This is a genomic window from Paenibacillus sp. GYB004, assembly GCF_036577605.1.
Taxonomy (GTDB): domain Bacteria; phylum Bacillota; class Bacilli; order Paenibacillales; family NBRC-103111; genus Paenibacillus_AB; species Paenibacillus_AB oceani.
Genome location: NZ_JARBDB010000065.1, coordinates 184,244 through 204,925, shown reverse-complemented (window position 1 = coordinate 204,925; position 20,682 = coordinate 184,244). Strand labels below are relative to the sequence as shown.

The 20,682-nt window shown below is 54.2% G+C and carries 26 protein-coding genes; 10 read left to right on the top strand and 16 right to left on the bottom strand.

The window, feature by feature from the left end:
• Positions 1–24: 24 nt before the first annotated feature.
• The 9 genes from PV433_RS29890 to PV433_RS29850 all read right to left on the bottom strand — a co-directional run bounded on the left by PV433_RS29890 (position 25) and on the right by PV433_RS29850 (position 5,843).
• Positions 25–708: a SpoIIIAH-like family protein gene (locus PV433_RS29890; RefSeq protein ID WP_190930091.1), complete on the bottom strand. Its 684-nt coding sequence runs from the start codon at positions 706–708 to the stop codon at positions 25–27.
• 59 nt (positions 709–767) lie between these two features.
• Complete coding sequence (gene spoIIIAG, locus PV433_RS29885) at positions 768–1,406, bottom strand: stage III sporulation protein AG (RefSeq protein WP_332075644.1); 639 nt, start codon at positions 1,404–1,406, stop codon at positions 768–770.
• Between the two features lie 4 nt (positions 1,407–1,410).
• The gene (gene spoIIIAF / locus PV433_RS29880) at positions 1,411–2,124 is read right to left on the bottom strand and encodes a stage III sporulation protein AF (RefSeq protein ID WP_332075643.1); all 714 of its coding nucleotides are present in this window, start codon (positions 2,122–2,124) and stop codon (positions 1,411–1,413) included.
• A 36-nt stretch (positions 2,125–2,160) separates the two neighbouring features.
• Entirely contained in the window at positions 2,161–3,342 is a 1,182-nt protein-coding gene (spoIIIAE, locus tag PV433_RS29875) for a stage III sporulation protein AE (protein ID WP_332075642.1), read from the bottom strand.
• A gap of 34 nt (positions 3,343–3,376) precedes the next feature.
• A complete protein-coding gene (gene spoIIIAD, locus PV433_RS29870) occupies positions 3,377–3,766 on the bottom strand; it encodes a stage III sporulation protein AD (RefSeq protein WP_190930088.1) in 390 nt (129 codons plus the stop codon).
• A gap of 8 nt (positions 3,767–3,774) precedes the next feature.
• Positions 3,775–3,978: a stage III sporulation protein AC gene (gene spoIIIAC / locus PV433_RS29865; protein ID WP_110840056.1), complete on the bottom strand. Its 204-nt coding sequence runs from the start codon at positions 3,976–3,978 to the stop codon at positions 3,775–3,777.
• Positions 3,979–3,992: 14 nt separating this feature from the next.
• Positions 3,993–4,511 carry a stage III sporulation protein SpoIIIAB gene (gene spoIIIAB / locus PV433_RS29860; protein ID WP_332075641.1) on the bottom strand — a complete coding sequence of 173 codons (519 nt, stop codon included), beginning with the start codon at positions 4,509–4,511 and terminating at the stop codon, positions 3,993–3,995.
• On the bottom strand, positions 4,505–5,509 hold the full coding sequence (gene spoIIIAA / locus PV433_RS29855) for a stage III sporulation protein AA (RefSeq protein WP_332075640.1): 1,005 nt from the start codon (positions 5,507–5,509) through the stop codon (positions 4,505–4,507). The genes spoIIIAB and spoIIIAA overlap by 7 nt, the downstream gene beginning before the upstream one ends.
• 67 nt (positions 5,510–5,576) lie before the next feature.
• On the bottom strand, positions 5,577–5,843 hold the full coding sequence (locus tag PV433_RS29850) for a YqhV family protein (protein WP_190930085.1): 267 nt from the start codon (positions 5,841–5,843) through the stop codon (positions 5,577–5,579).
• 230 nt (positions 5,844–6,073) lie between these two features.
• Here PV433_RS29850 and PV433_RS29845 point away from each other — a divergent pair, with 230 nt between their 5' ends.
• The 4 genes from PV433_RS29845 to PV433_RS29830 all read left to right on the top strand — a co-directional run bounded on the left by PV433_RS29845 (position 6,074) and on the right by PV433_RS29830 (position 9,573).
• On the top strand, positions 6,074–6,880 hold the full coding sequence (locus PV433_RS29845; RefSeq protein ID WP_332075639.1) for a phosphosulfolactate synthase: 807 nt from the start codon (positions 6,074–6,076) through the stop codon (positions 6,878–6,880).
• Positions 6,881–6,908: 28 nt separating this feature from the next.
• A complete protein-coding gene (locus PV433_RS29840) occupies positions 6,909–7,616 on the top strand; it encodes a 2-phosphosulfolactate phosphatase (protein ID WP_332075638.1) in 708 nt (235 codons plus the stop codon).
• A 56-nt stretch (positions 7,617–7,672) separates the two neighbouring features.
• The gene (locus PV433_RS29835) at positions 7,673–8,137 is read left to right on the top strand and encodes a DUF441 domain-containing protein (RefSeq protein WP_332075637.1); all 465 of its coding nucleotides are present in this window, start codon (positions 7,673–7,675) and stop codon (positions 8,135–8,137) included.
• A 77-nt stretch (positions 8,138–8,214) separates the two neighbouring features.
• Positions 8,215–9,573, top strand: coding sequence for an aspartate kinase (locus PV433_RS29830; RefSeq protein WP_332075636.1), 1,359 nt, complete (start codon positions 8,215–8,217; stop codon positions 9,571–9,573).
• A 122-nt stretch (positions 9,574–9,695) separates the two neighbouring features.
• Here the strand turns inward: PV433_RS29830 and efp are convergent, their stop codons facing one another.
• From efp to PV433_RS29810, 4 genes are all read right to left on the bottom strand, one after another.
• Positions 9,696–10,253: an elongation factor P gene (gene efp, locus PV433_RS29825; protein ID WP_190930080.1), complete on the bottom strand. Its 558-nt coding sequence runs from the start codon at positions 10,251–10,253 to the stop codon at positions 9,696–9,698.
• A gap of 65 nt (positions 10,254–10,318) precedes the next feature.
• A complete protein-coding gene (locus tag PV433_RS29820; protein ID WP_332075656.1) occupies positions 10,319–11,392 on the bottom strand; it encodes a M24 family metallopeptidase in 1,074 nt (357 codons plus the stop codon).
• Complete coding sequence (gene aroQ / locus PV433_RS29815) at positions 11,386–11,835, bottom strand: type II 3-dehydroquinate dehydratase (RefSeq protein WP_332075655.1); 450 nt, start codon at positions 11,833–11,835, stop codon at positions 11,386–11,388. The genes PV433_RS29820 and aroQ overlap by 7 nt, the downstream gene beginning before the upstream one ends.
• A 93-nt stretch (positions 11,836–11,928) precedes the next feature.
• A complete protein-coding gene (locus tag PV433_RS29810; protein WP_332075635.1) occupies positions 11,929–12,429 on the bottom strand; it encodes a YqhR family membrane protein in 501 nt (166 codons plus the stop codon).
• A 224-nt stretch (positions 12,430–12,653) separates the two neighbouring features.
• Between PV433_RS29810 and PV433_RS29805 the strand changes: the two genes are divergently transcribed.
• Positions 12,654–13,616 carry a DUF1385 domain-containing protein gene (locus PV433_RS29805; protein ID WP_332075634.1) on the top strand — a complete coding sequence of 321 codons (963 nt, stop codon included), beginning with the start codon at positions 12,654–12,656 and terminating at the stop codon, positions 13,614–13,616.
• Positions 13,617–13,647: 31 nt separating this feature from the next.
• Complete coding sequence (locus tag PV433_RS29800) at positions 13,648–13,944, top strand: hypothetical protein (protein ID WP_332075633.1); 297 nt, start codon at positions 13,648–13,650, stop codon at positions 13,942–13,944.
• A 269-nt stretch (positions 13,945–14,213) separates the two neighbouring features.
• Here PV433_RS29800 and PV433_RS29795 read toward each other — a convergent pair whose 3' ends face one another.
• Positions 14,214–15,203, bottom strand: coding sequence for a patatin-like phospholipase family protein (locus PV433_RS29795; protein WP_332075632.1), 990 nt, complete (start codon positions 15,201–15,203; stop codon positions 14,214–14,216).
• A 206-nt stretch (positions 15,204–15,409) separates the two neighbouring features.
• The gene (gene mntR, locus PV433_RS29790; RefSeq protein WP_190930074.1) at positions 15,410–15,832 is read right to left on the bottom strand and encodes a transcriptional regulator MntR; all 423 of its coding nucleotides are present in this window, start codon (positions 15,830–15,832) and stop codon (positions 15,410–15,412) included.
• A gap of 180 nt (positions 15,833–16,012) precedes the next feature.
• Here mntR and splB point away from each other — a divergent pair, with 180 nt between their 5' ends.
• The 4 genes from splB to PV433_RS29770 all read left to right on the top strand — a co-directional run bounded on the left by splB (position 16,013) and on the right by PV433_RS29770 (position 19,858).
• Positions 16,013–17,080 carry a spore photoproduct lyase gene (gene splB / locus PV433_RS29785; protein ID WP_332075631.1) on the top strand — a complete coding sequence of 356 codons (1,068 nt, stop codon included), beginning with the start codon at positions 16,013–16,015 and terminating at the stop codon, positions 17,078–17,080.
• Positions 17,081–17,986: 906 nt separating this feature from the next.
• Positions 17,987–18,640, top strand: coding sequence for a phosphatase PAP2 family protein (locus tag PV433_RS29780; RefSeq protein WP_332075630.1), 654 nt, complete (start codon positions 17,987–17,989; stop codon positions 18,638–18,640).
• A 28-nt stretch (positions 18,641–18,668) separates the two neighbouring features.
• Positions 18,669–19,250, top strand: coding sequence for a class I SAM-dependent methyltransferase (locus PV433_RS29775; protein WP_332075629.1), 582 nt, complete (start codon positions 18,669–18,671; stop codon positions 19,248–19,250).
• Positions 19,247–19,858, top strand: a complete 612-nt coding sequence (locus tag PV433_RS29770; RefSeq protein WP_332075628.1) for a DedA family protein — start codon at positions 19,247–19,249, stop codon at positions 19,856–19,858. Before PV433_RS29775 ends, PV433_RS29770 begins: the two co-directional genes overlap by 4 nt.
• A 91-nt stretch (positions 19,859–19,949) precedes the next feature.
• Here PV433_RS29770 and PV433_RS29765 read toward each other — a convergent pair whose 3' ends face one another.
• Positions 19,950–20,663, bottom strand: a complete 714-nt coding sequence (locus PV433_RS29765) for a cytochrome c biogenesis CcdA family protein (protein ID WP_332075627.1) — start codon at positions 20,661–20,663, stop codon at positions 19,950–19,952.
• Positions 20,664–20,682: the final 19 nt, after the last annotated feature.

Here is a 20,682-nt window from a genome sequence, read left to right as displayed (position 1 = left end):
GGGCATCCCGGCAGAAGCGTCCAGTTACTGCACATATTGAATCGTTACTTTGTCCGGAGTGACGTCCAGTTCGTTCATTACGTAATCGACGATGCTCACACCTTGGCTTTTCTCCAGCTTAGCCGTTTGCACGACGACCTTCCATTTGCCGCTTTCTTGGAGAACGATCGCATTTTTGAAGTCTTTCGCGAGGTAGTCCTCAATGCTCGTCACTTTCTCGTCAATATCCTGGAGCTTTTGAATTTCATTCATCGCCAGCGTCACTTCGTCGTTCGTTTTCTTCGAGTCGGTTTGAATCGTCAGCCACTTTTCCATCTGCTTGGAGAACTCCTCCGTACGTTTCATATGAAGTCCCGCGAAATAATCGTTGCCCGAAGTCGTGACAGTCGACACCTGCTTGATCACTTCTTCATCCGTTTTCTTGGCGCCGGCCGCTACCGGAGCGGTTGTCGCTTTATCGGCAGGAGGGGTTGCGGAAGCATTTGCTTGATCCGCAGCTGCTTTGTCGGCTGCCGCCTTGCCGTCTACGGTGTCCGTCTTCGGAGCCGTGCCCGTCGTGACCGCGTCCACTTTAATTTCGCTGCCTGCCGCCTGCTGGGCCGTCAGATCCAGCTCATTCACATCTTCGGTGAACAGGTAATAAGCGGACAATACCACCATCAAGCTGAGCATCGAGACGAGCCATACCGTTTGTCTTTTCGTATTCATCGTTTCGTTTCCTCCTTATCGATCGATCGAAAATGGATGTTTGCCTGCCGGCAACCCTCTTACTGCTTGCGGGGCAGGACGGAGATTCGGTGCGCGGGCACGTCCAGCCCCCGGCCGACCGCTTCTGCGATCATTTGTTTAATCGTCAAATTTTCAGCGCCTTTGGCAACGACGACGACCCCCCTTATACGCGGCTTTATTTTTTTAATCACGATCGGAGTCTCACTGCCGGATGCTTCGTATAAGACGACTTCTCCGCTTCGTGTTATTTCGGTTATGTGACGGGTCGATCCGTTCACGTCTTTTTCGTTCGTAATTTGCTGCGTTTCCTTCGTATTGGAATGAACCATGGTCTCCTCGGTCGATTCGATCGTGACGAGCACCTCTACTTCCCCGACGCCCACCACTTTTTGCAAAACGTCCCGGATTGCGGCTTGATAAGATTCTTCGTAGTCCCGAAAACCGGCTTTGTCGTTCGCTTCCTTCCCGATAAATGTCTGGCGGGTTTCCGGATCGGCCGGGTTTCCTCCCTGTTCCTCCGGTTGTCCGAGCGGCTTGATGTTCAGAAACGAGCTCAGGATCATCAGGGCGAAGCCCAGCAGACCGAGCAGTAAAAGCCACCGGAACGTATGAATCCGCTTCGGTCCTCCCGGACCCCCGCCGACCCGGTTTTCCAGCCATTGCAGCCATTTGGCCATGAGCTCACCTCTCTTTCCCAAGTTCCGTTTCGAACAGCAGCGTCACTTCATCCCGGTTCAATCGCCATTGCCTGTTCAACTGCTCATAGATGATTTTCTTCGCGTTCAACTGCTCCGGGGTCAGCCCGGCGTCCGTCCGTTTCGGCTCCGTCTTGCCGATTTGAACTTCGATATAAACGGGCCGGACGGCGCCGATCGGCTTGCGGTCTCCGGTTTCGCCCGGCGGATTTCCCGCAGCCGGAACTTCATCTATAAGATCAAGGACCACCTGCATATGTTTGATGCTCGGCGTTCCGTTATTGTCGTAATTCATCTGAAGCTGCACCTGCTTGACCGCCACCTGCGCCGGAAGGGCCACGCTTTGCTGAAGCTCGGCTGCCAGCTGCCTCTCCATCAGCCGCTGCGCCTCCGCCCGGTCGTCCTGACGCCAGCGCTCCGCGTCGTCCATAATCGCCTGCAGCGATTTCATCGTATCGAACGTGCCGGCTCCGGTTTTCTCCGTTCCGATCTGCTCGATGGAAGCGAGCAGCTTTTGCGAATCCCAGTTTTCCCGGAACAAGGCCAGCAGCGGAGACAGCAGCGTCAAGAGGATGAACAGGCCAAGCACGGTTTTCACATACCGCTGAAACGCGTTGTTCGGCAGCAGCAGGTCGACAAATGCGGCGAGCAGAACGATTAGAATGATCTCTTTCAACCAGCCGTGCAGCCAGGCTATCATGGCGCCATACCCTCCTGAATCGCTATGATGCGGACGTTATCTCATCATCACGGATACGTTTCCTGCCGTAATAATGATCGTGATCGCCAGGAAAAACATCAGTCCGACTGCGGCAAGCGCCGCGAATACGTAGATCAGGCTTTTGCCGATCGTCTGCAGGCAACTGATGATCGGATTCGAGCCGAGCGGCTGCATGACCGCCGCCGATACATTGTAGATCAGGGCGAGCGCCATAATCTTGATCGCCGGGAAGGCGCAGAGAAATACGATGATGATAACACCCGCGAGACCGACTGCGTTTTTCACGAGCAGCGAGGCGCCGATCACGGTGTCCGAAGCGTCCGTGAACAACCGGCCGACGACCGGAACGAAGTTGCCGGTTATATATTTGGCCGTCCGGATCGTGACGCCGTCCGTTATAGCGCCGGTTCCTCCCTTGACGGAGATGACGCCCAGAAATACGGTAACCGTAATGCCGAGCGCGGCGACGCTGATGTTGCGAAGCAGATTGGCAAGCTGGGTTACCTTGTATTTGTCGCTGATCGAGCTGACAATGTGCAGCACGGCGGAGAAAAACATGAGCGGAAACACAATCGTATAGATGAGTGTGCCGACCGCGTGAATCATAAAAACGATAATCGGATGAAGCACCGTCACCGATGCTACGTTGCCCATCGAACCGAGCAGCGTAAGCATGAGCGGGATTACTGCTATCATGAACTGAATCATGCTCGTAATCGCCGACTTCGCATACTGGATCGCCACGCTGAAGCTGTTGATCGCGATCAGGAGCAGAACCATGTAAGAGATCGCGTAAGCGACCTTGCTGACGTTGTTTTTCTCGAATGCGCTCTGCAGTGACTCCAGAATCATGCTGAATACGGTCAAGATGACGATCGAGGCGAGCAGCTTGCCGTTAACCAGCACTTCGTGAAGCATGTACTTTCCGATGGCGGCGAAGATCGCCTTCAGACTGAACTTCTCATCCCCGCCCGTCAGCAGCTCCATAAAGCTCGGAGCCCGGTTGTCCGGAAAATAGCCGCCATACTCGCTGATCAGCCGGTTCCAGTAGCTCTCCACCTTATCCGTCGGCAGACGCTCCGCCTGTTCCTTCACAATCGTCTCGGCCGGGGTGGATGCATGGGCGCTCTCTCCTGCGAACATCATCAAGACCAGGAGCAAGACGGCGGCCGTCCGGTAAACGCTTAGCTTGATCAATGGCTTCCTCCCCCGTCGGGCAATTCGCTTCCGGTCAGGCGGGCAGCAATTTGACCACCGTTTCGATAATGACGCTGATGATCGGGATCGCCATCACCATAATGAGCACTTTGCCCGCAAGCTCGATTTTGGAGGCGACCGACTCGAGCCCGGAATCCCGCACGATCTGAGCGCCGAATTCGGCGATATACGCGATGCCGATAATTTTCAGAATCGTTTTCAGAAACATGATGTTGATGTTCGTTTGCGCCGCCAAATCCTCCAGCACCCGGATGACTGACGAGATCTTGCCGAGCAGAAACAGGAAAATGTAGATTCCCGTAATCGCGGCCAGCAAAAAGGCGAACAGCGGCTTTTGTTCCTTCAGCACAAGCGTGAGTATCGCTACGATAAACCCGAGTCCGACAATTTGGATAATCTCCACAGGCCCACCTACTGGAACAAAAAGATCGTTTTGATTTCTTTGAACAAATCGTCCAGCAGGCTCACCACCATGAACAGGACGACGACGAAGCCGATAACCGTTACCCAATGCGCCATATCTTCCTTGCCCATCTGTTTCAGGACGGTATGGATCATCGCGATGATGATGCCGATGCCGGCGATTTGGAAGATCGCATTTACATCCACGTTCATTTGCGGCACCCCTTCTAGTACATCAAAATGACGACAAATGCTCCGGCCAGCACTCCGAGGCTTTTCCACATCTTCTCGTAGCGCCGCTGTTCGTCCCAGGCGTTCTGCTCTTCGGCCTGCAGCAGGGTTACGGCCAGCCGCAAATGTTTCGCCTGATCGCTGCGGTCGCTGATGCCAAGTGTATAGCTCATCTGGCTCAAGATTTCCCGTTCATTCGATGACAGGGCCGTTTGCTTCCAGCAGGTGTTCAGCGCATCGCGGAAGCTTTCTCCGGCGGTTATACCGGATTGGGTAGAGAGCGGCTCGGCAGCCGACCGGAACAGGGCGGCAATCTGCGGCTCGAGCTGGTCGGCGATTCGCAGCAGCGCCTCCGGCAGCGGCGTGAAGCCGTACGTCATCTCCGTCTCAAGCCGCTGCAGCGCGTGGATCAGCTGACGGATCTGCCGCGGCCGGCGCGCGTACACCGAAGCTTTGGCGAAGCCGTACAGCGTAGCCGCCGCCAAAATCATCACCGCGCCCAGCAGCTTCAGCATGGCCTGCCTCCGGCGGCTTCCGCGCGGCCGGCGGACAGCTCGGCCAACTTGCGGCCGGCGGCGTCCCAGACGGTGAACCTCGCTCCCGTACGGCGGCACCTCGACAGCTCGACCAGACGGGTGAACATCCGGTCCTCCAGCATCCGCTTCATGACCGGCCGGTCGCGGACATCTGCGGCGTGGCGTCCGTGCGCCGTGGCGATGACCCGCACCCCGGCATGCAGCGCTTCCTGCAGAGCCGCCGCATCTTCGGAACGTCCGATCTCATCGACGATCAGCACCTCGGGCGACATCGACCGGATCATCATCATCATGCCTTCCGCTTTCGGACATCCATCCAGCACGTCCGTACGCGGGCCGACGTCGAAAGCCGGCACCCCTTTGACGCAGGCCGCAATCTCCGAACGCTCGTCGACAATGCCTACCCGAAGTCCTGCCTGCGGGCGGGGGTCGCCGAAGCCTTCGCCGCTGCTAACCATTCTTGCCAAATCCCGGATTAGCGTCGTCTTGCCTTGGCGCGGAGGGGAGATGATGAGCGTCTGGTGCACGGTGCGCGCCGAATCGTCCCAGATCGCGGCCAGCAGGGTGCGGGCTATGCCGGGGATCGCCTTGGCTATCCGGATGTTGAAGCTTCCCACATCGCGGATATGTTTGACCTCGCCGCGTTCGAGCACCGTCTTTCCGGCCAGGCCGACCCGGTGCCCTCCCGCTATCGTGATATATCCCCGCCGCAGCTCTTCTTCGAACGTATACAGCGAATGATTGGTCAGCAGATCGAGCAGCTTCAGCCCGTCTTCTTTCGTAGGCTTATAGCTTTGCTCCGGCCCGTCGGCCCAGCTTCCGTCCGGCGCCACAAACCGGGATTCGCCGTCCACGACGAGCTCCAGCGGCCTTGCTTCGCGGATTCGGATCTCCTCGAGGTTGTCTCGCATTATCGCAGGCAGCTTCTCTATCATTTTGCGGATCGTTGCCGGCAAAAACAGTAGAATCGGTTGCATCGCGGTTCCTCCCCGGGTTGTCCAGTCGTTTACTCTCATCTATATGCCCGGACAAGGCGTTTATTCCCTATTTTTTTAAAATGCCTATGAAAATGAAAGTAACGCCGACGCCGACCCACAGCATCTTCGTAAACGACAGCTTATCGGCCAATCCTACCAATCCGATCGTGGTGGTCGCTAGAAGAGTCAGCGGTCCGACGATCGCCAGCCCTGAATTGACCAGCAGCGCCTTGTCCACCTGGTTCAGCCGGAGCATGATCAGCGCGGCCACTATTTCCAGACTGCCGGAAAACAGCCTTAGACCGGCCATACTCATGACGATTTTATTGATCATCCTTCTCCCTCCTTCCTTGGCGATGCCGTACGCCCCGCGGAAGCTCCGATGCGGATGCCGTTCATTTCCGCCGCACTCCGATTGTGCTGTGCCAACTCGTCCGAGACGCCCCTCTCCCCATCCTATGCAGGCGCGTCCCAGTTTAGGCATACCGGGCACCACGCTCCGGGCGGCTGCATATATTGCTTGCAGACAATTAACCAATCCTTTACAGCGAGGAGACTTGTTTTATGGACGTAACTTCACAGCTGGAGTGGCATCCGCAATTGCGGGACCCGACCGGATGTCGAACGTTCAAGCCGCGGTCTTGCGGCATAACGATGGTCATCGACAAAGGTCTTGGCCTCCATGCTTTCGAAGATTTGCTCGAAACGTCGGCGTCTTACATCGACCTGCTGAAAATCGGGTTCGGCACGACGCCTCTATATCCGGTCGGCCTGTTGAAGCGGAAAATCGAGCTTGCCCGAGAATATCAGGTTGCCACGATGCCCGGAGGCACGTTCCTCGAAGTAGCCGTCGCCCAACATACATTAACCGACTTTTTCGATACGATCGGCCGCCTCGGCTTTACCGCCGTGGAAGTGTCCGACGGCACCATCGAGATGGATCGTTCGGTCCGCAACTCGCTTATTCGGCGCGCCCGCGAGGCGGGGCTTACTGTATATACGGAGTACGGAAAAAAGCTGTGGGGCTCCGTCATCAACACCGAACAGCTGCTGGAAACCGTTCTGTTCGACCTTCAGCACGGAGCGGAGCTCGTTACGATTGAAGCAAGGGAATCCGGCGAGGGGGTCGGCATCTTCGACGCGGACGGAGAGTGCCGGGACGAGGAATTGCGAAGCATCCTGGGGCAGTTGCCGGACCCCGGACGGATATTATGGGAAGCTCCGCAGAAGCAGCAGCAGATTCACCTGCTGAAAATCGCGGGATGCTCGGTCAATCTCGGCAATATCGCGCCGCAAGACGTCTATTCGCTGGAATCGCTGCGCAGAGGGCTGCGTTCCGATACGTTTCTGCATCCACAGCCGGAAAGATAAGATTAATGGAAGAAGCGAGGGATCGAACATGTTTGTGGACGTCATCGCGAGTGTGAACGAAGCCCGTTCGGATGACTTCATTCATAAGACGGTTATCGTCGTCGACGTGCTGCGGGCAACCAGCACGATCGTAACCGCGCTGGCCCATGGCTGTTCCGCCGTCGTTCCCGTCGAGACGGTCCATCAGGCGAAGCAGTTGCAGGAGCCCGGCGATCTGCTCGGCGGCGAACGGTACTGCAAAAAAATCGCAGGCTTCGATTACGGCAATTCTCCATTTGAATATACGGGCTCCGAATGTACGGGGAGACGCGTCATCCTGACGACGACGAACGGCACCAGGGCGATCCAGAAATCACAGAAAGCAAGCCGGGTGCTGGCGGGAAGTATGCTGAACGCCGAAGCCTGCGCCAAAACCGCATTCGCTCTAAACCGCGATATCGCGATTCTTTGCGCCGGAACGCAGGACGACTTCTGTCTGGAGGACGGCTTGTGCGCCGGCCTGCTCCTTCATCATCTGGAGCGGTTCGGCGAGCGCACCGGGATGAACGATCTGGGCCTGGCGATGAAGCTGGCTTTCGAATCGGCAAGCGGGCAGATCGAGCAGATTCTGCTTGCCTGCGCCAGCGGCAAAAAGCTGATCAAGCTCGGGCAAAAGGACGATGTGCTGTATTGCGCCCAAATGAACCGGTTCGATCTGGTCCCCGTATTCCAGGATCAAAGAATGATTGTGTTCTAATCCCCCCTTCCTCTCATACACTAGTACGAGAATCCAGAAGGACAAGGGGCCATTCTATGAACGGCGAACTGCTGCTATTGTTGTTAATTATCGTAGGGATGATCGGCCGTTCGCCGATCATTACGACCGCTGCCTGCATCCTCCTTATCGTGAAGCTGATTCACCTGGAACGTTTTCTGCCGTCGATCGAACGAAGAGGCCTGGAATTGGGCCTCTTGTTTTTGACCATGGGGGTGCTGGTGCCGTTTGCCAGCGAGCGGATCTCGACCAAGGACATTATGGCCGTCTTCACGTCCTGGCCGGGTGTAATCGCCCTTCTCGGCGGCGCCATCGCCACTTATATGAACGGCAAAGGACTCGATCTGCTTAAGATGGACCCGCAGTTGATCGTCGGGCTTGTCATCGGTTCGATCTTCGGGATCATCTTTATGAGAGGGATACCGGTCGGGCCTCTGATGGCCGCAGGAATTACTGCTCTGCTGCTTAAAATTGCCAGCTTTCTGTTCGGAAAAATTCAGTAAACCGGCGTGAATTGCCGTTGAATCCACTGCACTCTTTGTGGTAGTGTATCAGAAGAGTCCGTATAGGAGGAGACGTCATGGCTTTAAAAGTGTGCAAGTTCGGCGGCACATCGCTAGCTTCCGCCGATCAGTTCCGCAAAGTGGCCGCTATTGCGCTGGCCGACGCTGACAGAAAAATTGTAGTAGTATCCGCACCCGGAAAGAGAGACAAACCGGACACGAAGGTGACCGATTTGCTGATCGCTTATGCCGAAGCCAAGCTGAGCGGTAAGGGAGCGGAACAGGTTGAGCAGACGATTCTCGACCGGTTCGCCGGCATTATCGAAGGATTGGAGCTGCCCCGGGAAGAGTTCGAGCAGATCGCCGGTCTGCTGAAGTCCAGAGGTGAAGGCGACCGCAGCCATCGTGCGCGCTATACCGATTCGATCAAAGCATTGGGTGAAGAATTCAGTGCCAGATTGCTTGCCGCTTTCCTGCGTAAGGAGGGGCATGATTTTATATATGTAGATCCGAGGGAAGCCGGTCTTGTACTCAGCGACGAGCCGGGTAACGCTCAAGTGCTGCCGGAATCGTACGAGCTGCTTCGTTCGCTGCGGGACAACGCGCACCGCATCATTTTCCCCGGCTTTTACGGATACGCCAAGAACGGCAACCTCGTCGCCTTCCCCCGCGGAGGCTCGGACATTACGGGTGCGATTCTCGCAGCGGCCGTTCAGGCGGATGTTTATGAGAACTTCACCGACGTCGACAACGTTTTTGCTGCAGACCCGCGGATCGTGGACAATCCAGCGGCCATCCACGAGATGACGTATGCGGAGATGCGGGAATTGTCCTACGCCGGGTTCTCGGTCCTTCACGACGAAGCGCTGCAGCCGGCCTTCAACGCCAAAATACCGGTTCATATCCGGAACACGAACAATCCCGAGTCGCGCGGCACGCTTATTTCGCTGGAGCGTCACAATCACGAGCTGCCGGTTGTCGGCGTAGCCGGATCGTCGGACTTCTGCTCCATCTTCTTAAGCAAATATTTGATGAACCGCGAGAAAGGATTCGGCCGGCGCCTGCTGCAAATTATCGAGGATGCCGACCTGTCTTACGAGCATACGCCGTCGGGCATCGATCACATCTCGGTCATTATTAAGGAATCTACGTTTACGAGCGAAGTCGAACAGCAAGTGCTGGAGAGAATTCGTGCGGAGCTGCAGCCGGACAAGCTGATCGTCCAGCGCGGGATTGCGCTGATTATGATCGTCGGCGACGGGATGAGCAAGCAGATCGGCGTGGCCAAGCGCGCTACCGGAGCACTGGCTGACGCCCGGGTAAACCTGGAGATGATCAACCAGGGCGCATCCGAAAGCAGCATTATGTTCGGCATTCAGAACAGCGATATGAACAAGGCGATTGTCGCTTTGCACGGCGCATTTTTTAATTCCTGATATTGAACTTATTCCGGAGGGGCCATCAAGCCCCTCTTTTTCTTTTGCTCTCCTAACCAAAAAAGCATCCCCACGATAATTCGTGACAGGATGCTGCTTTGGGACACGTTGAGAGTATGCTGCTAAGCACGGGAAATATATTTGCCGTCGCCCGTGCCGATCAGAAGAACGTCGCCTTCGTTAATAAACAGCGGCACTTGAACGTTCAGGCCAGTTTCCATCTTCGCATTTTTGGTGGCGCCTTGAGCGGTGTTGCCTTTGATTCCCGGCTCCGACTCCACCACCTTCAGCTCGACGCTGTTCGGCAGGTTAATGCCGAGAATCTCGCCGTGGTAGCTGACGATGCTGATCGTCATATTTTCTTTGAGGAAGTTCAGCTCCCATTCGAGCTGCGAAGCAGGAAGCGTAATCTGGTCGTAGGTTTCGTTATCCATGAACGTATGTTCCTGACCGCTCGCATACAAATATTGCATCGCACGGTTTTCAACGTGCGCGCGGCCTACGTCTTCGCCGGCGCGGAACGTCCGCTCCACCGTGTTGCCGTTGCGCAAGTTTTTCAGCTTCGAGCGAACGAAGGCTGCGCCTTTACCCGGTTTAACGTGCTGGAAATCAAGTACGGTAAAAATATCGCCGTCTACTTCGATCGTCAAGCCTGTGCGAAAATCGTTAACAGAAATCAAAATCGGTTCCTCCTAAAATGTGGATAGTCGTGTCTTCTGCGTGTCCATCTGCAAAAAAAGGTTCACTAATCGATGATAATAAAGTCTTTTGTCGACTGTGTCAATCTGCGCACTCCGCTATCGGTGACGACAACGTCATCCTCGATGCGTACTCCGCCGAATCCGGGCAAGTAGATGCCGGGCTCGACGGTGACGGTCATTCCCGGTCTAAGTACGGTATCACTCAGCATGGACAGGCGGGGCGCTTCGTGGACTTCCATCCCGAGGCCATGCCCGGTGCCGTGTCCGAAATGGTCGCCGTACCCGTACCTACGGATGACGTCGCGTGCCAGAGCGTCCGCCGCTTTCCCGGTCATCCCGGGACGGATGTGCTCCAGCGTATGCAATTGGGCTTCCAGCACGATATCGTACAGCTCCCGGTGCTTGTCGGACGGTTTGCCAAGCATCACGGTACGCGTAATATCGGAGCAGTACCCTTTATAATAAGCGCCGAAGTCCAGCTTCACGAATTCGCCGGAACGAAGAACCCGGCCGCTTGCTTTGCCGTGAGGCAGGGCGGAGCGTTCGCCCGAAGCGACAATCGTCTCGAACGAAACGGATGCCGCACCGTGCTGGCGCATATAAAACTCGATCGTTCGTGCAACGTCGTTTTCCGTAATGCCCGGCTTCAAAGTCGTCAGCACGTGTTCGAACGTCTTGTCCGCAAGTTCGGCGGCTTCCTGCATCACCGCCAGCTCCGACTCATCCTTCACCATCCGCAGCAGTTCGACGAGCGGCTCGGCGGGCACCAGCTTGATCGGCCCGAGATCCGTCGCATACACGGTATAGGAAGCATAAGTCACATGCTGCTGCTCGAACCCGACCTCCTGAATGCGCAGGCTGTCGAGCAGTTGACGGACCGTCTCTCCCACCTTCGGCGCATGCTCGACGATTTCAAACCCTTTGGACTGATCGGCCGCCTGTGTCATATAGCGGAAGTCGGTAAGCAAGTAGGCTTTGTCGGCCGTAATAAGCAAATAACCGGACGACCCGGTAAATCCCGATAAATAGTGACGGTTATGCGATCCGGTCACGAACAGCGCTTCCAGCCTGCGCTCCTGCATCAACGCTCGCAGACGGGCCAGACGATCCATCAAGATTCGCCCCTTTCCTCAAGAAAACGATGAAGCGCCAGCAGCCCGAGCTCATAACTCTGTGCGCCGAATCCGGCGATCTGGCCAACCGCGACGGGCGCGATTACCGACGTATGCCGAAACGGCTCCCGTTTATGAATATTCGATAAGTGAACTTCCACGACCGGCAGTTGAACCGAAGAAATGGCGTCGCGCAGCGCATAGCTGTAGTGGGTAAAGGCACCCGGATTCATCAATATGCCGTCCTTCGACCCGAACGCCTCGTGGATCCGGTCAATCAACACCCCTTCATGGTTGGACTGAAGGAATTCGAGCCGGATGCCGAGCTTCTGCGCCAGATTGGACAATCTCTCCTCGATCGAGGCCAGTGTCGACGTCCCGTATACGCCCGGCTCGCGTATGCCCAGCATATTCAAGTTCGGGCCGTGCAGAACCAATATGTTGTACAAGCTATTCACCACCCGATCGGAAGAATCGAACCGAAGCCATTTTACCATAAGTTTCCCCGCTTTGAGAACCTTTTTTTGGCCGCGATTCGCCTGTCAGCCGCTTGATTTGCCCGGCAGCGTCGGCTCTCTCTCCCTCTCGTCCGTAAATTCGAAGGCGATCGAAAACCCGATGAACAGCCCCCATACCAGAAACAGGTTAATGTCCGTCAAGATCGTATTCCAGTCGTACCGGTATATCCATCTCATCATCCCCGTAGAAGGTCCCACCAATAAATAGAGAAGCGCCCACCATGCGGCCCCGTAGCCGATCCCCGCCCACGGCCCTCTCACTTTGCGCAGCAGCGCGGCATACAACAGCGAGGCCAGCAAGGAGAATACGATGAACGTCAGCCATCCCATCCAGAAGCCCGCCGTCGTATTCATGAAGGAAGCGGCAAAAAACGGCTTGGCCAGAAACCAGGGAGGTATTTTCGTAAATTTGAAATAATATTCGACAGCTTTAACCCCGCCCCAGATCAGTCCGGCGAAGAAGCCGATCTGCAAAGCGAACGACCATACATTCGTCTGTTCCTCGATATGCGGACGATGCGACATGTCATCCCGTTCCTTTCCGGCACAATCTATCCTTATTATGCACAGGAGGAAGCAAAGTAACCGGGTGGCGTTCGACGCCGGAATTCGTTACAATATAGAGAAAGGATTCACAACAAACGCACAGGGAAAAAGCGGCCGGTCCGCCGGTCCTATTCTTCCATCGAACAGGCAGATTGGCGATCCTATGAAACGATCAGGTATTCCCAGAAAGGAGGGCGGCTTCATTGTCACAAAATCAGAGAGCTATCTACGGCGGCCAAGCGGTCATGGAAGGCGTCATGTTCGCCGGCAAAACGGTTAACGTTACGGCCGTCCGGAGAAAAGACAAGCAAATCGATTTTTATGAGGTGCCCCGTCAAGAAATCGCATGGGTCAACAAACTCAAAAAAATCCCGCTGCTGCGCGGCATCGTCGGCATTATCGAGTCCAGCGCCAAAGGAGCGCAGCACCTGAACTTCTCGGCCGAGAAATACGCGGAAGATGAGACAGGGGAAGAAGCGACGGAAGAGAAGAAGTCCGGCGGTATGGGCAATCTTACGTTGATCCTTGGCGTAGCTGTTGTGGGCGTACTTTCGTTCTTATTCGGCAAATTCGTCTTTACGCTGGTGCCGGCCTTTATCGAGCAGCTGCTGTTTCAGAACTTGTTCGAGAACCAGATTTTGCACAACTTGCTGGAAGGCGTCATCAAAATTATGTTGCTTATCGGCTACATTTATTTCATTTCGCTTACCCCGCTCATCAAACGGTTGTTCCAGTATCACGGCGCCGAACATAAAGTAATCAGCGCTTACGAATCCGGCAAGGAATTGACTGTAGCCAACGTTCAGAAGTTCAACACGCTTCATTACCGGTGCGGCAGCAGTTTTATCGTATTTACTGTTATTGTCGGTGTGATCGTTTATTCGTTTTTCGAATACGATAGCTTATGGGAACGGCTATGGCTGCGGATCGCTCTGCTGCCGCTCGTCATTGGGCTGTCTTATGAAGTGCTTCGCATTACGAATTCGATGCGGGATATACCGGTGCTGCGCGTGCTCGGGTATCCGGGGTTGTGGCTTCAGAAGCTGACTACCAAGGAACCCGACGATTCGCAGGTCGAAGTATCGATCGCTTCGTTCAACCGTATGCTGGAACTGGATCAGGCTTTGCTGGCAAGCGCGGGACGCGATTCCGGCAAAGCGGTATAAGGGCAGCATTATCCGAAAAGGGGGAGTTTCCTTGAAAAGGCGCATAGATCCGCTCTTCATCGTCCTAATCGTCTTGATGGGCGTCGGCATCATCTATTCGTTGAAGGACAATCCGTTTAATTTGGTGGTGGCGGCAGTCATCTTCGGAGGCGTATTTCTTCTCTATAAATTTCCGCCGGCCCGCTGGAGAAAATCACAATCCCGGAAACCTGCGCCGCCCTCCTCCCGCTCGAAATCGAAACCCAAAAGGAAACATGTCCCGTTCCGCGTTATTCAAGGCAATAAGCGGGATGACGACGATACCGACAAGCCGCATACGTACCATTAACGGTACAACTGCCAAAAAAAGAAAGCCCCTTGCCAGAATAGAGGCCACTGAAAAACTTGCGTTTTTTCTGTAAAGCATTGATTTTTTTGATTGAAGTGTTGGAAAAACAACGAAAAGACCGTTTAAAGCCTCCTCACAGGCTAAAAACGGTCTTTTCTTCTTAGTAAAACTTCGGTCAGGACTTTTTCAGTGGCCACGCCAGAATAGGCGGGGGCTTTTTGGTACATTTTACGTACGCAGGCCAATCCGGCGATGGCTGCCTCTTCGGCTTACGCGAGCAGCCCATTGTCGGTCCGGTCTCGGATAAATTGCTTGAAGCAAGTGACATAATGCTCATGCGACCACTTCTGAAAATATTGGCTAGCGGCGCTATAGCCGGAATAATACAGCTCCATGCTTTTGTCCGGGTTGATATCAAAGTCCGTTACCCGCACGCCCAGTGTCGGGATTTTGATCGTCCTGAACCGGTTCCATTCCTCTATGTACCGCTCGTCGTGCGCTTCCATCATCGTGGCGAACAATGCCTGAAACATCGATAGCGGCCCTATGATGGAACGCGCCGTGTTCGCCTGCCGGCCGACGAGATGGAAGCCCACCGTGGGAATTTGCTCGTTTTCCGGAATTTTACTGTTCTGCTGGTCGTAGATCCAGAGCGGAAAATTGCTGAGCAGCCCACCGTCAACGATATAAATGAATTGATCGGAAAACGTCTCGCTCTTGGGACGTACTTTCGCCGACTTGCGAATGACAACCGGATCGAAAAAATACGGGATGCTCGTGCTCATCCGGATCGCGTAGGAGACCGGTAGCCGGTTGGGCTCGATTCCATACTGCCCGATATCATGCGGCAGCACGAGCAGTCTGCCCCTTGATATATCGGAAGCGATAATTCTCAGTTTGTCGCGCGGCAGGTCCGCGAACGTTTTGATACCTCTCGCGGCAAGCTTTTGCGACACCCATTGCTCCAGCTTTTGACCGGAATACAGCCCTTTTTTAACGAACAGACGGATCGCGGGGCCGACCAGACGAATTTGATGAAGCCACGATTTGACCAGGAAGTCGGTAAAAGGTGTCTCCAGCATCATTTTCTTCAACTCGTCCGCGGTATACCCCGCTGCCAGTAACGAAGCTACGATCGCTCCCGAGGAGGTGCCGGCCACTTGATGAAACCGGACATTTTGCTCCTCGGCGGCTTTGATCGCCCCTACCAGCGCAATCGCTTTGACTCCTCCTCCTTCAAATACCCCGTTCACTTCCATGCTGCCGTCACACCTTCCCGCGGCTAATGACACGCGTTATCGCTACTACGGGCGATAGGCCGTATTCGATCTCATATCTGTATCCGTTAATACGTATGCGACGGCAGTTTGTACGTATGCACGCCGGGAGGCAGCCTGAAAATAGCGAAAACGCCCCGTAAGCCTCCGGCAAGGCTTACGAAGCGTCTATTATGGTCAATCGATCATTACGATTCCAATTCGCCGCGGATGTTCATTAATTCCGTAACGCGCTCCGGGTGCCGTTCGAAAAATTGGACCAGCACTTCGATGCACGTAATCGAATCCCAACTCAAATGGTGCTCGATTCCTTCGACATCCTTATAAATGTTTTCTTCCTGCACGCCGATCAGCTTCAAGAAGCTCTCCAGCAGATGGTGCCGTTCAACAAGCCGTTTCCCCATCTTTTTGCCTTTGGAGGTCAAAACGAGGCCGCGGTAACGCTCATAGATCAAATAATTGTCCTTGTCCAGCTTCTGAATCATTTTCGTCACGGACGAGGGATGCACTTCTAGCCCTTCGGCGATATCAGACACTCTGGCATAGCCTTTCTCGTCGATCAGCTTGTAAATTTTCTCCAGATAGTCCTCCATGCTTGGTGTCGCCGCCATAAGACCCCTCCCTGCTCTCGTTATTCCCAAACCTAACTAATGATACACCGTACGCGGACACAAAGCAAGTTTGCCCCCTCGGTACGGCAAAAACTGTCGGTTCCAAACGAAGCTGAAAAGGTCCCGATCCGGGGAACCTATATTAGGTGAACGCGCTGACGGAAAGGAGCCGATGTACAAGTGGCGACAACGACGCTAGAGCGTCAAGCTAAAGGGAAAAATACGCTGCAATTCGTTCCGGAGCTCGTCTATTTCGAACCCGGCGCACTGGAATATCCGAAAGGCCTGCGTCTGATGGAATGGGCAGAATCGCAGCAGCTTCCGATCCGGATGACGAGCTCGCATAACCGGATAACCGGGTTTCCCGGGGAGACTGAACTGGAGAAGTACAAGATTGCCAAGCGCACCCTTGTCGTCGGAGTGCGCAAGACGCTGAAGTTCGATACTTCGAAACCGTCCGCCGAATATGCGCTTCCGATCGCAACCGGATGTATGGGCCACTGCCATTATTGTTACTTGCAGACGACGCTTGGCGCCAAGCCGTACATTCGCGTCTATGTCAATATGGACGATATCCTGGAGGCAGCCTCCGGTTATATCGCCGAGAGAGCTCCCGACATTACCCGTTTTGAAGCGGCCTGTACGTCCGATCCGGTTGGCCTCGAGCCGATTACCGGCTCCCTGAAGGAAGTCATCGAATTTATGGGCAGACAACCGCTCGGACGGCTTCGATTCGTTACCAAATTCCATCACGTCGATTCGCTGCTCGATGCGCAGCATAACGGCCATACCCGCTTCCGGTTCAGCGTGAACGCAGATTACGTCATTCGTAATTTCGAGCCGGCGACCTCCACGTTTGCGGAACGAATCGAAGCGGCCGGCAAGGTTGCCAAGGCGGGCTACCCGCTCGGCTTTATTATCGCTCCGATCATCTGGCACGACGGATGGGAGGAGGGCTACGCCGAATTGCTTCGCAAGCTGGGCGAGACGGTGCCGGCGGAAGCCGCTGCGGATCTTACGTTCGAGCTGATCCAGCACCGGTTTACGAAGACGGCCAAAGCTGTAATTGGGCAGCGGTATCCGAAAACGAAGCTGGAGATGGATGAAGCGAAGCGCAAATACAAGTGGGGGCGCTGGGGCCAAGGAAAATACGTATACCCCGACGAACAGGCGAATGCGCTCCGGGAGTTTATTACTGAACAGATCTTCCTCCGGTTCCCAATGGCCAAGATCGAATATTTTACTTAGTATCGTGTAGATGTGTTTTATGAGGTGTGGTGGGACATTATTAAGGAAACCGTCCAGTGATGGTCTGGACGGTTTCCTTTTGCGTGCAACCTGTACGTACCCCTTATTTCGACCCGCTGGTGGAGGATGCGCACTTTTCGCGGATTTTAGCAGTTTCAAACCGCTTCTATTTCACCCTCCAAGCGGATTTTCGTAAAGGGTACAAACCGCTTGTATTCCTTCGTATTCGGTGCGGTGCTTCACCCCTTGAAGCAGGCAGAGGGTCCAACGGCCACCCACGAGGATGGATCGGCTCGAGGCATTTGCTCTCACGACAAGAAAGATAACCCCTAAGTATCCCCCCCCTCCAAATTAAGGTAGTGGGCTCGAAGGAAAACAGCTCCTCTTGTCGAATATGTCACATAGGAGTACTCCGTTCTCGTTTCCGGGTTGGGTAATCTAATCTTCGGGAATCGGTGCGATACTCCTTTTTTGCGAGCCAACAGCGGGAATCAAATGGGCTGTACAGAACTCAATTTCTGGAATTCAATTTCGGGGATTCAATTCCGGACCCGACTTCCAGACGATCATCGTTACATATGCCTATGGGCTTAACCGCGATGCAGTTTAGGTTCAGCAGTCCTTCGTGTACAGCAGATGTGAAGGTTATGTAAAGCCCTTACATACAAAATAACGTCAATTGTAAAAAAAATATTGATGCAACTTCAGAAAAACTTTAGAATTTAGATACTTTGATCTTTTGACTTTTCTGTTATGATCAGAACATCGCCACTTTTGGGAGGGTGCGCCCAGCTTCAACATGAATATAATACTAATATTACCTACGATCGGCCAAGCCGGAAACTCGGCAATCGGATTCGCGCTTTGGCATACGACGTACCCGGATGAAAGGGGTTATATACTGACATGAGCCAAGGCAAGCTGCGGCAATATTATCCATTGCTATGGATGCTGGCAATACCGATTTTGAATATTTTTTACGGGATTTTGAATCGTCCCGGGATGAAAACCTACGATTTGTCGACCCGGGTTGACGAGATGCTGCCCTTTCTGCCCATATTTGTCATCCCCTACTTGATCTGGTATCCTTTTATCGCCGCATGTTTGGTAACGTTGTTTTACCGCAACCGGGCGACGTATTACCGTACTTTATTCGCGCTATGTCTCGGCCTGATCATCAGCTATATTTTCTTTTACTTTTATCAGTCGGGCATTACGCGGCCGCAGCTCGGGGATGGCTTCCTGTACAGTCTCGTCCAGTTCGTCTACCATAACGACGCGCCTTACAACTGCTTCCCGAGCATTCATGTGCTGACCACGTATCTTATGATCAAGTCGTCCAAGCAAGCGTTCCCGCATGCCGGACTTCGATGGACAATCCATCTGTTGGCCTGGTCGATCATCTTATCGACCGTATTCGTCAAACAGCACGTGCTGCTCGATATAGCAGGCGGAATTGCCGTAGCCGAAATCACTTATTTCGTAATCGGCCTCGTACCGGCATGGGCCAGAAGCCGCAGCCGCAATCCAGGGAAAGCGTTCGGTGCGTCCTCGGAGTAAGTTCAAATAAATCGTTTGGGTGGAGAAAATGAAACTATTTTCAGCAATAGCCGAGCACTTCGTATTTATAAACAAGTTCATCCGATTTCCGCAGCAAGTGGGCAGCATCGCGCCCAGCTCCTCTTTTCTCGCCCGAAAAATGTTCTCCCCCGAACCTGGCGGACCGGCTTTGAAAATTGCCGAGCTGGGTGCGGGGACCGGGGCCATTACGAAATATATTCTTAAAAAAATGCCCGAAAGCTCCGAACTGTTTGTATTCGAAAAGGATGATTCTCTTCGGGAATCGCTTCAGCAAAAATACGAGTCGCAAGCTTCCTATTACGCCGAAGCCCGGAATATGATCGACGCGGTCCGGGACGGCCGGAAGTTCGATTACATTCTGAGCGGTCTCCCGTTCGCCAACTTTCCGCAGTCGTTAAGGAACGAGATTATCGACCAGGCTTACGAGACGCTGAAGCCGGGCGGATTGTTCATCGCCTTTCAATATTCGCTGCAAATGAAAAAGTTGCTGGAGAGCCGCTTTGTGATCGAACGGATCGATTTCGTGCCGTTGAATATTCCGCCGGCATTCGTCTATGTATGCCGTAAAGGGGAAGGCGGAGCGGGATGAACTACGAATCGTTGATGGGCATGATCGAGCATTTCGGCTATGCCGCTTTATTCTTCGCCCTCTGGCTCGGGATCGTCGGCATGCCGATTCCGGACGAGGTGATCGTCATGACCGGAGGGGCCGTCGCAGCCAGCGGCATTCTCCAGACGGTCCCCGCCTTTATCCTGACCTATCTGGGCGTGATCTCGGGACTGTCGCTCGGATACGTAATCGGGCGATACGTAGGAACTCCCGCAATAAGCAAGCTTCGCCGCAAAAAAAAGATGGATTATTATATCGGCGTCTCCGAGAGACTGATTAGCAAATACGGCAGCATGTCGCTGGTGATCAGCTATTTCTTCCCGATCGTCAGGCATGTCGTCCCTTATCTGGTCGGGATGAACAAGATGCCGTTCTGGCGTTACAGTCTCATCTCCTACCCAATCGGCTTCGTATGGACGCTCGCTTTTTTTGCACTCGGAGGGTTTGTCGGGGATCAGGCGCAGTTCGTCGGCTCGATGATTTACGCTTACGGTGTGAAGCTGCTGATCATTATTCCTTTTGCGGCATTGGCATTATGGCTGTTCTACCGGTTTGTTCTGGCTAATCGTCCGAAGCGGGTGGAATAAACGAATCGTACAATCGGCTCCAAACATACGAAAACCTCCATTACCGTTAGCGGCAATGGAGGTTTTTTGGGTCGTCCGGCAACCGCCGGGATTAGAAGATCAGCCAGCTGGGCGTACGCTCCTGCAGCCAGATCGTAATCAGAATCATCTTGTCGAAGTACAGCAGCAGCGCCATCACGATCATCAACCCGCCGCCCACCTTCATCAGGATGCCGGAATAACGGACAATCCACTTGGTCGAGCCGATAAAAAAGGCGAGGATGAAAAACGGAACGGCGAAACCGACCGAATAAGCGGTCGTCAGCTGGAACCAGGTGCCCGGCTCCGTTGCAGCCAGCAGCAAAATCGAAGACAGAATCGGTCCGACGCAAGGCGACCATCCGGCCGCGAAGCCCATCCCGACCACGACCGAGCCCAAATAACCGGCCGGCTTCGAATTGATCTGCAGCTTCCGCTCGCGCATCAGCCACTGCGGCTGGAACACGCCGATCAGAAACAGTCCCATCACGAAAATCAAGATGGCCGACAATTGGCGGATCAGGTTGCGGTATTCGTTAAACCAATCGGCTACCAAGCCGACGCCGAAGCCTAGCGAATAAAAGATAATCGAAAACCCTAGAATGAAAAACAGCGTATGCATCGTTGTGGCAAGCCGGATTTCTTTTTTCGACCGTTCCTCCTTCAGTCGCTGCACCGAAATACCGGTTATGTAGGACAAATAAGAAGGGTACAAGGGCAAGCAGCACGGCGAAATAAAAGAAGCAAAGCCGGCGAACAGCGCGATCCAAATATTTACTTGATCCAAAGCGGTACCTTCCTTTCCG